This is a genomic window from Oceanisphaera sp., from assembly GCF_048268965.1.
Taxonomy (GTDB): Bacteria; Pseudomonadota; Gammaproteobacteria; order Enterobacterales; family Aeromonadaceae; genus Oceanimonas.
On the sequence record NZ_JBLWUK010000003.1, the window covers coordinates 113,046 to 125,693 of the forward strand.

A 12,648-nucleotide genomic window follows, 5' to 3' on the forward strand; every position below is an offset into this window, starting at 1 on the left:
GCTTTGCCAGCGTAGTCGGCCATATGGCGACTGACTCGGCACTCTGGGTAGGCATTAACAATATCGAAAGCCCCAGAGCCTGACACATCAGGCTCTGGGGCCAGAAATAGTTATTCAGCGCAGGGCTGTACGGCTATTTCTGCTGTGGCGGCCTTTGCCATACCGACCTCCGATGGTAGCAAATGAGCCAAATTATGGCGGCTCAGGGCGACAGCCAGCTCGGAGCCTTTCTCACTCTTGAGAGCTGCCGCTTTCAGCTCCCGTAAAACATCGGCAGCACTGTCCTTACCACACAAAGATCTGGCCGCGGCTGACAATATATTAAAATTGCGCAAACCACGCTCACGGGTTTTACTATAGCCCTTGATAAGTTCCGGCAGTGCTGCCAGCTCACAGGCCAGCTTGTAGTCCCTCGACAGCGTTTCCTCCAGCTGCTGCAGCCACTGGTTAATCTGCTTCTGTTCAATGGCGTCTCTCAAGGAATAACGCCGTAACGGGCGCATTCTGGCCACCAGATACAGTGACAGAAAACCCGGCAGGCTCTGGGTCGACAGTTTTTTCGGCCCGGCAAACAGCTTTGTCATTACGCGACCAGCCCAGTTGGTGCGCAACAGCCAACGTCCCATCCTCTCGGGAAGAACTTCAGCGACTTCTTCCAGCCGAGGATGGAGAAACTCGGTAAAATAGGAGACTTTGTCCTCCTTGATTCCCACCTCTTGGTACAGACGCGCAAAGCGATGGGAACGAGTTTTAATGTCGGCCACTCGAATGCTATCTTCATAGGCCATCCACAATGCCAGCCTGGAAGCGACCTCGCTGCTAAAGTGCCTGCCTTCTTTGGCGTCTCCTCCATGAGCGCCATCAAGCTCCAGCAACCTCTGCATCCGTTCCACATAGAGCCGAGCATAGCGCAGATCACTATGATCCAGCATTCTGCGTACCCCTTCCGTTACAGTGTCCGAAAGGGAATCGGGAAAGTCCTGCTTAATGCCGTGCAGCAACGCCTTCATCTCGGCATCGTCGCCTTTATATTGCCAACCGGGCGTTTTTTCAACTACTGCCGCCTGTATCTGTACCGAATCATCCGGGCTCTGCGAGTGCTCTGCTCCAGCCGCAAATGCGGCCAGGCTCTTGTCGACACCGATACCGCCATCACGGATCGCCTGTTCAAACGCCTCCCGGGGAAAAGGCAAGACGCCGCTGCCATAAATAGCTCCAAACAGAACAGCACTGATGACACTGCCGGTCTGCTCCGCCACTGCCGCCATATCGAAGCTGATATAACGACGGGCCATCTCTCTCGCGGCCGTATGCACAGACTCGGAGTCGGCGATACCATTCCCCATTGCCTCTTTTTCTGACACCGCATAAGCCCGATGCGAGGACGCAATAAGAGTCGTGCGCTCTGGGGTCACAAAATTCCGCTGAATGGCACGACCGGCTTCCATCAACTCGGCGGCAACCACAAGATCGACGTCTCCACTCGCCGGGGACAGGGATAATACCGGGGTGGCGTCTTCGGCTGCCGTTTCAGTGTGATCAAACAGCTCCAGATAATAGACGGTAGCCCCGGTACGCTGAGCTACTCCCGGCACCGAGGATGACTGTGCCAGCCAACCAGCACCTTCCCCCATGCTTACAATCCAGTCGGCCAGTACTCCGCCCCCCTGACCACCCATGGCGGTAATCGCTATATTGATCCGTTTCTGATTAGCAGTTTTCATCAAAGTCCTCCCTCCGGCTGATACATGGCATGGCGCTTCAGGGCGCGTTGTTGCAGCCATTGAATAATGCTTTGTGATATTCGTCTTTTCAGGGTTTCCCAACGCCCCGGGTTATGCACTACCTCAACCCGAACGAAGGACGGGCAAAGTATATCTGCATGAACGTTCTCCCCACACAGGCCGCACCCGACACAACTACTGTCAATGCGGGTCACTGGATCCGAGCGCCATGGGTCAGGGTTGGGCTTGATGGTCAACGAAGGACATCCGGATAGCCGTATGCAAGCCCGATCCCCGGTACAAGTCTGTTCATCAATGGCAAACCGCGCTTCAGTGACCCGCTTTCCCGCCTTGATATCAGCCCGTCGACCTCGCTTTTCTCGCCGTTCCCGGTTCAGCATGCATTCCGACTGGGCCACGATTACCTTGGGCCCCACCCCTTTTGCCATAACTGCCTCACGAAGGGTATTGAGCATACCGGAGACATCATAGGTCCGAGTCAGGGTTCTTACCCACTTGACCCCTATTCCTTCTACCGCCCGCGAGATGGGGTTATTGGTTGCTCTGTGAGGGTTGATGGCCTTCGAAGAAAGTATATCCTGGCCGCCCGTAGCCGCCGTATACTCATTATCGATGATCAAATTGACACTATTGCTCTTGTTAAAGACAGCGTTACCCACACCACTGGTCAGGCCGTTATGCCAAAAGCCGCCATCTCCCATGATCGCGATAGGTGGTTTGTCAGATTCGACATTGAAGGCCGAGGGCGAGGCACTGCCAAGACCGTAACCCATAGTGGTTGCTCCCAGGTTAAAGGGAGGCAATATCGAAAACAGGTGGCAGCCGATGTCACAGCTGATATGAAAGTCACCTCTTTCCCTCTCGAGCAGCTTGAGGGCGGAAAAGATCGGCCGCTCCGGACAGCCGGTACAGAAGCCGGCCGGGCGCGCCGGAACCACTTCAGTCAAAGACGTCACTGACGGCGGTTGGCTGGGGAAAAACGAGATAGCAACGTTATCCTGCAACAGATCTCGAGTGTGTTGCTGCAGGAAGTCACGTATGCCCTTTTTCAAGACATCACAGGTATACTCCCCCACCCGCGGTAACACGTTTTTTCCGCACAATCGGGTCTTGCTGTCCGAGCGTGAGAGTATGCTGTTGAGCTCATGCTCGATAAACTCAGGGTTACCCTCTTCTATCAGCAACACCGCCGACTTGCCTGCGGTAAACTGCAGCAATTCGTCCTCCACCAGTGGGAAGGCGACATTCATCACATACAACGGCAGCTGGGAATTACCATAGGCGTCAGCAAGCCCGAGGTGCTCAAGAGCCCGAATCGTGGTGTTGTAGCTTCCCCCCTGAACGATAATGCCTACATCGTCTCGCTCACCGTCAAAAAACTCATTCAACCGATGCTGCTTGATAAACGCCACCGCCGCTGGTAGTCGTTCCTCGATTTTTTCCTTTTCATGTACGAAGGTGGCCGGGGGTAGCACGATGCGGCTTAAATCCCGCTTAGGGTTTTCCAGCGCCTGCTGTAGAGTGAAACTCGGCTTGACGTTGTCCTTGGCAGTAAACTGACCATGAACATGACAGGCACGAATGCGCATTTGCACCATGACTGGGGTATTACTCGCCTCGGATAACTCAAAACTCTTTTCAACTGTCTCCACTATGCTTGGCAGGTTGGGGCGCGGATCAAGCAGCCATATATGGGATTTCATCGCAAAGGCGTGCGTACGCTCCTGCATGATAGAAGAACCTTCACCATAATCCTCCCCGATTATGATCACGGCCCCCCCCGTCACCCCACCCGATGCCAGGTTTGCCAGAGCATCGGAAGCCACATTGGTTCCCACCGTCGACTTCCAGGTCACGGCGCCGCGCAGAGGGTAGTGCACCGATGCTGACAGCATAGCCGCAGCGGTCGCTTCACTGGCACTGGTTTCAAAGTGCACCCCCATATCATCCAGGATCTCTTCCTTGGCGTCAGCCAGCACATCCATCAGGTGCGAGATTGGTGAGCCCTGATATCCCCCCACATAGGACACTCCGGACTGAAGCAACGCCTTGGTAACGGCAAGAATTCCTTCGCCATGAAACACCTCACCCTGACCTGCGTGCAGTTTCTTCACTTCCTTTGCAAACGAACGTTCTGCCATAAACTTTATTCTCCTTTTCCATGATTCTCATCTGGCAGCACCGCATCACCCTTGTGCCAGCACTTCAGTGCCGTGATATCAGGGCAACCCAGCATCTGCATCGTATTTTCCAGCTCATCACTGAGCATCTGAATCACATGTCCAGCCCCCGCCGGGCCCAGTGCTGCCACGCCATACATGAAGGTTCGCCCCAGCAAGGCAAAATCGGCCCCCAGGGAAATGGCGCGCGCTACATCCAGGCCGGAACGCAGTCCGCTGTCGATAATCAGGGGAAAGTCATCTCCAACCGCCCTGCGTATCACAGGCAACACCTCCAGGCTCGAGGGACAGGCGTCGAGCTGACGGCCACCATGATTGGATATCACAATACCGTCGGCCCCCAGCTCCCGGCAGCGCACTGCGTCTTCCGCACGCAACACCCCTTTCACCAACAGCTTTCCGGGCCAACGTTTGCGGTACTGCTCCAGCCGCGTCCAAGGTACCCGGCCTGCAATCCTCGCCGGCAGATAGTCATTAGAATGACGGCGATAGGGGTGCAGGTTCTTGAAACTGGGCACTCCCTGATGGGCATGGCGCAATGCCCATCCGGGATTACGCACCACCTCCAGCAAGTTTCGAGCACCTAGCTTCGGGGGTAGTGACAGGCCATTGCGCATATCCAGCTCACGTCGCCCACCAACCGGCACGTCTACTGTGACCATCAGCACCTGATATCCAGCGCCTTCGGCACGCGCCATCATGTCACGCTCTATATCGCCATCACTGAAGGGGTAGAGCTGAAACCAGGCCATCTCCCCGGCCAGTCGCGCCACCTCTTCAAGACTACTGGTAGCAAAGGTGCTGGCCGTTACCGGACAGCCGGCTTGTTTGGCCGCTGCCGCCAAATACTCGACGGAGCGTGGCCATATCAACCCATCCAGCCCGATGGGCGCAATGCCGAACGGCAGCTGGTAATGATGTCCAAATAAAGTGGTTCCAAGACTCACAGCCTGGCAGTCGTTGAAATAACGCGGTGTCAGGGTAACTTGTTCAAACGCCGTGATATTTCGTTCCAGGCTGCCTTGGCGTCCGCTGCCGCCTTGCAGGTAGTCAAACACAAAACCGGGCAGCCGCGCCGCCGCCTGCTGTTCCAGGTAGCCCGAAGAAGGAAAGCGTTGCATCATGGTGTTATCTGACATATTCAAACCCATTGGCTCAGGCGTTAAATAACTGATGTCAGCGCTCCTGCGAGAGATGACAGACGAAGTCAGAAGGCGATACAAACTACCGGTGGCAAGCCTGTCCATGCCCCTGACTCCAGTGACCTAATTAAGACTCAGCTAGTTAACAACCTTTTTATGGCTATTACCGATTAACGGACACGTTAACCGCCGAAGCTGGCTTTCAGCTGCTGCACATACTTCGGGCTCAATTGCTCCACTGCCTGCCAGCCGGCCTGCTGCGAGAGCTCGCGGAAATGGCCCGCCTGCTCGGCAGGTAAGACTATGGCCTCGATACCTGCTTCAGCCTGTCGCTGTTTTTCCGCATCTGCCTCGAACGCCGCACTTTCATTGAGGGACTCTACCCAGGCCACCTTTTTGTTCAGAAATTCTCGCTGCTCACTATCCAGCTTTTTCCAAGCGTTCTGGTTCATAAACAGGCTCACTTCCACATTGTAAAAACCCGGTTCAACTCGATACTTGGTTTTTTCCTGCCATCCCAAGTCAAATATCCCCACGGATGGCCAACCATAGCCGTCCACTACCCCCCGCTCGAGGGCGGTAAAGACTTCTCCCGGCGCTACCTGCAATGGCGTAGCCCCTAATGCCTGAAAGAAAGAGCGGTATACGGGAACGCCCCTTAACTTCAGGCCGGATAAATCAGCCGAATCCACTTTTTCATTGGTGTAGAGGTGATATTCCAGACCATCGGACAGCCGTGCCAGCCAGACCATATTGGCTTTGTCCCGGTGGATTTTATCCATAAGCGAATAACCACCATTCTCCCTTAGCTCGGACATCGGCTTGTTTGTTAATGTCATCGCCAAGGTTTCCGGCACCATGTTGGCGTGAAACACCCCTGTGGTGTTGGCTATATCAACCACGCCGGCCCGCAACGAATTACCCACTTCAAACGGCGGCATCGACTCAGGTCCGCCAATCACTTTAATTTGAACCAACCCCTTGCCTTCAGCGTTAACTTTCTCAACAAATTGATTGAAACGTTTATTGAAATAAGTGTCTTGCCCAAATGCAGTGACCGCTTTCAGGGTGACTTCTTCTGCCTGCGCCAACCAGGGGGTCAACGTCAGAAGACCACAGCACACAACCTTTGTTAATTTATTGTTCATCGTCTTTCTCCATGTGATTTTGAACCGCTCCCTATTGAGCGGAACGAGTTACCCAATCAAGCCGGGAAGCCCGGTTGCCAGCCATGGCAGTAAAAAAATAAAAGCAAGCACCACGCCTTCAATCAGCAAGAAGGGCACGGCAGAGGCATATATTTGCGGTAAACGCACAGAAGCGGGAGCGACGCTTTGCATCACCATCAACAGCAGGCCAAAAGGTGGGGTTAACAAGCCCATCTCCATGGTGATCAGCATCATCACTCCCAGCCAGATAGGCTCTATGCCGGCGGCGTTGGCCAGTGGCATGAAGAACGGCAGAGTGATCATCATCATGCTAACCTGGTCGATGACACAGCCCATCAGCAGCACAATCGCCAGCATGCCAATCACCAGCCAGAACGGGGTCAATCCGTAGTCGGACACAACCGAGAGCAAGCCGCTGGTTGCGCCCGAAAAACTCAATTGCTGAGAGAAAGCCGTGGAAGCCACCAGTACGAACAGGATGATTACAGAAATACGGGCTGTCTCAAGCAGGGAGCGAACCAGGTTCTTTAGGGTAAGTACACCATACGCGAGAGTAGCCAGCACTGCGGCCAGGGCACCTATCGCCGCCGACTCTGTAGGTGAAGCCCAGCCAGCCAGCATGCTGCCAACCACCGCCACGAAAATACCCAATAAAGGCACCACATCCCGGAAGAAAGGCCACCAACGCTGCCGGCGAGTCAACTGTTCTTCTTCCTCCTGATGCTCGCTTTCATTGCTCTTGTCCATGTAAGAACGAATAATCACATAGCCGAGAAAGCCAATGGCCATCAACAAACCTGGGACTATCCCCCCGACCAGCAGCCCAGTGATGGACACGCCGGCCAGACTGCCCAACATCACCGCCAACGCAGAAGGTGGGATAAGCATTGCAATACCGCCCACTGCCATGATGGGGCCCATTGCTACGGTGGGGTGATAGCCGCGTTTGAGCATCTCCGGCAACAGCGCACTGCCCATCATCGCCGTGTTGGCTATGGTCGAGCCGGACAAGGTCGCAAAGGCGGTGCCGCCAAGAACAGACACAATCGATAGCTGGCCGGGGACTCGGGCGATCACACGTTCGATACTGGAAATGGCACGAAACGCCAGTCCGGTATGGAACAGCAGTTCCCCCATCATCACAAACAGGGGGATAGGGGTCAGGGAAAAGCTGGTCACCGAGCCGACCGAGTTACGGACCAACTGCCCGATACCGGCTTCACCTCCCATAAATAACCAGGCTCCCAGCAAATTGACACTGAGGAAACTGAACGCAACCGGAAACCCAATCAGCATCAAGCCAAACAGAGATCCCAGCATGATAAACAATGCCATATACCATTCCATTACAGCCCCTCCAGCTCGGTGTCATGCTGTTTCAGTAACCGCCGCATAAACTCCAGCGTCAGCAAGGTAAAGCAGAAGATCATCGGCAGGTTCAACCACCATTCAGGAAAGACCAGCACTTTGAATACCAGGCCCCCCTGCTCGGCACTGTCCAGCGTCACCACCAGGCTATACCAGGTAAAAACGGCACAGATGAAAGCGCCTAATAAACAGCTCCCTCGTTCGCACAATGCACGCCAACGCGCCGACATCAAACGTAAGCTGATATCTATACGGATATGATCGCCGCAATACAGCAGCCACGGGGCTGCCAGCATGGTCGCCGACATCAGCAGGTATTCTGATGCCTCCGTGGTCCAGGCTAATGAAATATCAGTCAGGTTACGTAATACAATGTCACTGCATACCAGTACTGCCATACCGGCAAACATGGTAGCAGCTAGCAGACCACAACCAGTCAGTAGAAAATGGTAGTAGCGACTAAAAGAAATAACATTTGGAGTATCAATTACCTTATCCATTAATGAATCCTTCCAATTATTTGTTTATTCCATCATTTCCGGTTAATCAAATAAAAATTCAGCATGGTCATATTGGTTTACATCAAGCCCAGGCTAAAAATTATAAATTCCCGAGCACAATCTTCCCCATAAGTTATGCGTAATTACTCAATTTCTCCCTACTCCCAGGAGCTCCCGTTACCTAGAGACTGGCAGTTTCCTGAACCGGCCTGTACTCCAGCATTTTCCTTCTCACTTCTTCCGGAATCGACAACTTACTGATCTGCTTGCCGATGGTGGTAAAGCAAAGGGTGACATAGGCTTCCAGTACTGGTTGTTCCAGTCGTTGACCTGTCACTTTAATATCAAAAGAGCTATCACCGATTCTGGCACAGACAAGCTCCAGAAATAGTGTGTCACCTTGCCTGCAAGGCTGCATAAACTTGATATTAAGATTCACGGTTGGCACCCCGGCACCAAGGCAAGCATCCATTTCTTTAAAGGGATAGCCCATAACCTCAAACCAATCTTCAACCAAGTCATTAATAATTTCCAAATACCTTGGATAAAATACAATACCGGCTGGATCACAGTGCCTGAATCTTATTACCTCTTTTTTATTAAAAGCCATCCCCCTCTCCCAATTAATTGAACAACTCATCTATTTCGCTCTCTCTTTCAGAATTTTGCTCATTTTAAATAGTTGCAGGTGCAATATATCCAGATCGTCCTCACTCATCTCTTCCAATACCCCAGATATCCAGTTTTTATGCACCTGGGCCATATGTGAGAATGTTTCGCCCCCCCGCTCTGTGAGGCTGATCAATTTGACTCTTCGATCTTCTGCCAGAGACTCCCGCGCCACCAGGCCGTCACGCTCCAGACGATCCACCACACCGGTAATGTTGCCGTTCGATACTTTCATCCGCTGTGATAAGGCGGACATTTTTTCCCTCCCTCCTGCATGATGTAATGCCGCCATCAAATCGAACTGCGGCAAGGTGACATTGAATTTCTGTATAAACAGGGTGCGCAGCTCCTGTTCAATCAGTGCCGTGTTGGACAGCATTCTGAACCAAGCCTTTAGTGCGATTTCGTCTTTCATACTGCTACCATTTACCTTCGAGATATGGGATGCCTGTCGCTCTTCTCCACGACACGACGAATGTCGGTATCCGCCGTAGAAGCCCTTAAGTAAATTTACTTTATACCAATATATTTCATACTTAAAGTATTTGCGTGTAAAATAAAACATAAATTTTACATACTTGTATCAAGCCCGGTCGGCGACCTTGTTTCTCCCGCCGACCGGAGGTGCAGAACGCATTGCCTAGAGCAGCATGGTTACCAGCCCACCTTGCCAGCTGAGCAGTACCAGGGTAATCAAGGTCGCGACCAGGAAGGGCAGCAGAGAACGGAAGATACGCATGGGTGAGGCTCCGGTCATGGACGAAGCAATAAATAGCCCAGCCCCGACCGGAGGGGTCAGCAGTCCCATCACCAGTGTCAGGCATACCACGACACCGAACTGGAATGGGCTGATCCCGAACTGTAACTGGGCGATGGGTAACAGGATCGGCACCACCAGGATCAATGCAGCTATGCCATCGATCACCATGCCCACCAACAGCAGGATACCGATCACCATCAGCAGGAATACAAAGGGATCCGAGGTCTGTTCCGCAATCCAGGCAGCAGCATTCTGGGGAAGCTGCTCAAAGACAATCACCCAGCCGAACACTCCCGCCGCCGCGATCAGCATGATCACCATGCCGGAGTTGATAGCGGTACGCTTGAGGATGCCAAACAGGTGGGAAAACTGCAGATCCTTATACACATACTTACCGATCAACAAAGCGCCCAGCGAGGCCATGGCCGCCGACTCCGTCGGTGTCGCCAGCCCCGTGAGGATACCACCGATGATCACCAGAGGAATAAAACCGGCAGGAATGCCCATCAGCAAGAAACGCCAGGCTTGTTCCCGAGTCGGCCACTCCCCTTTCGGGTACTGATGCACAATTCCCATCAGGCTGATGGTAACAAAAAACAACAGGGACATGATGAGACCCGGAATAATACCGGCGATGAACATTTCCGCGATCGGCACCTGGGCCAGTACACCAAACAACACAAACAGCATGGACGGCGGGATAATGGGTGACAGCAGTCCCCCCGCGGCGGTAATGGCCGCCGAGTAGGGTTTATCGTAGCCCTCTTTCTCCATCGCCGGCACCATGGCCCGAGACATGATGGCTATTTGTGAAGCAGCCGACCCCATAATGGCAGCCATCATCATATTGGCCACCAAGTTAATGTAGGCCAAGCCGCCACGAAAACCACCCACTAGGATCCGCGCCAAATCTATCAGCCGCTTGGTCAACCCCCCTTCATTCATCAACTCACCGGTTAGCATAAACAACGGAATGGCCAGCAGACCATAGCTTTCGATGGCGCCGAACAGTTGCTGAGGATAAGACTCGAATAATACGGTATTCCCCGAGGAGCCGATATACCACATGGCAGTCAACGCGAGCACCAGCGCTATCGGCACCGCGGTAAACAGCAACAACAAAAAAACGATCAAGGTCATACCGGCTCTCCCGCCGCGGATCCGGCTATCCGAATACTGTCATACAGGTTAATCAGGGCGTGCATCGCCAGAGACAAAGCGAACACCGGCAACACCAGCCATACCCAGAATTTTTTGATGGCTATGGTGCTGGCATTCTCGGAGTACATAAAATTGAAGGTGTCGGCCTGGAAGGCCTGAATATCGAAACCGGCCTGCCATAAGCTCACTGGGTTGTACCAGCGCCAGCAAAGGATAAACAAGAACAGTGCAAACGCCAGAATCATCAGGTCACTGAACACTGTCAACCAGTGTCGGACTTTAGTCGGCAAACAGTCGGTCAATATAGTGACGGATACGCCCTGTCGTTTTTTCAGCATGGCGGAGGTAGCTAAAAAGGTCATCCAGACCATGCTGTAGATGGCCAGTTCATCCACCCAGTAAATCGCCTGTCCCATGGCTCGACTGACTATATTCAGCAATACCAGCAGGGTCACGGCCGCGGCAAACACGGCCGCGGCAAACATCTCCGCTGCGGCAATTGCATTCGATAAACGCTTAAACATCAAACCCCCTCCAGCCCCGATACCTGAGGTATCGGGGCCCTCCCCTCATTGAGTCGTGATCAGCTGCCTTTGACGTCGGCCGCTGCCTGACGTAAAGCATCCAGTGAGTTGGCTTTGCGGGACCAGATGGCTTCCCAGCTATTGATCGCATCGGAAAAGGTGCTACGGTCAGCCTCGGTAATCTGGATATCCAGCTCACGCAGCTCCTGCTCCTGGCTTTTTTCCTGCTGTTGAAATCTGTCGATAACCGAATCCAGGTGAGACTTCATCAAGGTCCGCACCAGGGTTTTGTCATCATCGCTCAGCTCACGCCATACCCGGCCTGATACTACACCGACCATGGGGAACATCATGTGATTGGAGATAAGCAGGTTGTTAGCCCGTTCATAAAATTTGAAAATCAAAATGGAGTCAAAGTCCATGTCGATGGCGTCGACCTGGCCATTGGCCAGGGCATCGTAGACCCCTGGCAGCGGTAGCGGGGTTGGAGCCGAGCCTAGTGCATTATAAAAGTCGCGGAGCGGATCGAATGGCGTGATGCGCAGCTTCTTGCCTTGCAAGGCTTCCGGACTAGACACCTCTTCACGGCTCAACATCTGCCGCATGCCCCCCATACCGTAGCCGACACCGACCATACCAACCCCGGCCGGTAGCTGATCCAGCAGTCCAATAGCCGCGTCGGATCGCAATAGCGCCGCAGCATGGTCGATGTTATCCACCAGATAAGGGGCATAGAGGGCACCAAAATCCGGCACTCGGTTGGATATTTCGGCAATAGTCAAAAAGGCCATATCCAGAGCCCCCGTCTGCAACTGCTGCACCATTTGTGCCTCATTACCCAACTGCTGGGCCGGAAAGACGGATACCGTATGTTGACCAGCGGATTTTTCTTTCAATTCCTGAGCAAAGTCGTTGGCGGCCTGTGTCCAGATATGAGATGGTGGGGTGATCAGTCCCAAACGAAAATCTCTGGCCTGCACGGTGAGTGAAGATAGGGCCAGGGAGGTTGCGGTGGCTGCTATCAGCAGACGTTTAAATGTGGTCATGTTCAACTCCATTGTTGTTTTGGCAATTCATCTTCAACTGCATTGTTTTATATCAACCCACATCAAGTTTAATTGTTGTTATAGCAAGTAACATTCAGTAGCAGAGGCAATATTTTCAATAAACATGATGTTACTTTTCTCAATATAAGTTCAAATGGCAATACCTCAGAACAGAACCTTGATGACTCGATGATTCAGCTGGCAACGTAGTAGAATGCCGTCTTGCCCAGCTTGTCCACGTTGTTGCTCAGAAAAAAATCAGGAGCCGATGGTAAGCCTCAGCTCCTGACTTGAAAATTATTCAGGATTAAATAACTCGCATATCTTATATGGCTCCATGGCTAACTTTGGCCAAATTTATTAAGCCATATGAGAATTAAATTT

At 52.9% G+C, this 12,648-nt stretch carries 11 protein-coding genes; all 11 read right to left on the reverse strand.

The features are described 5' to 3' along the window. Positions 1–110 precede the first annotated feature (110 nt). The 11 genes from ACN0VL_RS03075 to ACN0VL_RS03125 all read right to left on the reverse strand — a co-directional run bounded on the left by ACN0VL_RS03075 (position 111) and on the right by ACN0VL_RS03125 (position 12,264). Positions 111–1,724, reverse strand: a complete 1,614-nt coding sequence (locus tag ACN0VL_RS03075; RefSeq protein WP_417614657.1) for an indolepyruvate oxidoreductase subunit beta family protein — start codon at positions 1,722–1,724, stop codon at positions 111–113. Then, positions 1,724–3,886: a thiamine pyrophosphate-dependent enzyme gene (locus ACN0VL_RS03080; RefSeq protein ID WP_417614658.1), complete on the reverse strand. Its 2,163-nt coding sequence runs from the start codon at positions 3,884–3,886 to the stop codon at positions 1,724–1,726. The genes ACN0VL_RS03075 and ACN0VL_RS03080 overlap by 1 nt, the downstream gene beginning before the upstream one ends. 5 nt (positions 3,887–3,891) lie before the next feature. Continuing rightward, entirely contained in the window at positions 3,892–5,064 is a 1,173-nt protein-coding gene (locus ACN0VL_RS03085) for an alpha-hydroxy acid oxidase (protein ID WP_417614659.1), read from the reverse strand. A 185-nt stretch (positions 5,065–5,249) separates the two neighbouring features. Next, on the reverse strand, positions 5,250–6,215 hold the full coding sequence (dctP, locus tag ACN0VL_RS03090) for a TRAP transporter substrate-binding protein DctP (RefSeq protein WP_417614660.1): 966 nt from the start codon (positions 6,213–6,215) through the stop codon (positions 5,250–5,252). A gap of 48 nt (positions 6,216–6,263) precedes the next feature. Continuing rightward, positions 6,264–7,571: a TRAP transporter large permease gene (locus tag ACN0VL_RS03095; RefSeq protein ID WP_417614661.1), complete on the reverse strand. Its 1,308-nt coding sequence runs from the start codon at positions 7,569–7,571 to the stop codon at positions 6,264–6,266. A gap of 11 nt (positions 7,572–7,582) precedes the next feature. Then, complete coding sequence (locus ACN0VL_RS03100) at positions 7,583–8,104, reverse strand: TRAP transporter small permease (RefSeq protein ID WP_417614662.1); 522 nt, start codon at positions 8,102–8,104, stop codon at positions 7,583–7,585. A 181-nt stretch (positions 8,105–8,285) separates the two neighbouring features. Then, positions 8,286–8,714 (reverse strand): acyl-CoA thioesterase, encoded by a 429-nt coding sequence (locus tag ACN0VL_RS03105; RefSeq protein ID WP_417614663.1) that lies wholly within the window; start codon positions 8,712–8,714, stop codon positions 8,286–8,288. Between the two features lie 30 nt (positions 8,715–8,744). Continuing rightward, positions 8,745–9,188 carry a MarR family winged helix-turn-helix transcriptional regulator gene (locus ACN0VL_RS03110; RefSeq protein WP_417614664.1) on the reverse strand — a complete coding sequence of 148 codons (444 nt, stop codon included), beginning with the start codon at positions 9,186–9,188 and terminating at the stop codon, positions 8,745–8,747. A gap of 225 nt (positions 9,189–9,413) precedes the next feature. Then, entirely contained in the window at positions 9,414–10,673 is a 1,260-nt protein-coding gene (locus ACN0VL_RS03115) for a TRAP transporter large permease (protein WP_417614665.1), read from the reverse strand. Next, positions 10,670–11,218, reverse strand: coding sequence for a TRAP transporter small permease (locus ACN0VL_RS03120; protein ID WP_417614666.1), 549 nt, complete (start codon positions 11,216–11,218; stop codon positions 10,670–10,672). Before ACN0VL_RS03120 ends, ACN0VL_RS03115 begins: the two co-directional genes overlap by 4 nt. A gap of 59 nt (positions 11,219–11,277) precedes the next feature. Continuing rightward, positions 11,278–12,264, reverse strand: a complete 987-nt coding sequence (locus ACN0VL_RS03125; protein WP_417614667.1) for a TRAP transporter substrate-binding protein — start codon at positions 12,262–12,264, stop codon at positions 11,278–11,280. Between the last annotated feature and the right edge of the window lie 384 nt (positions 12,265–12,648).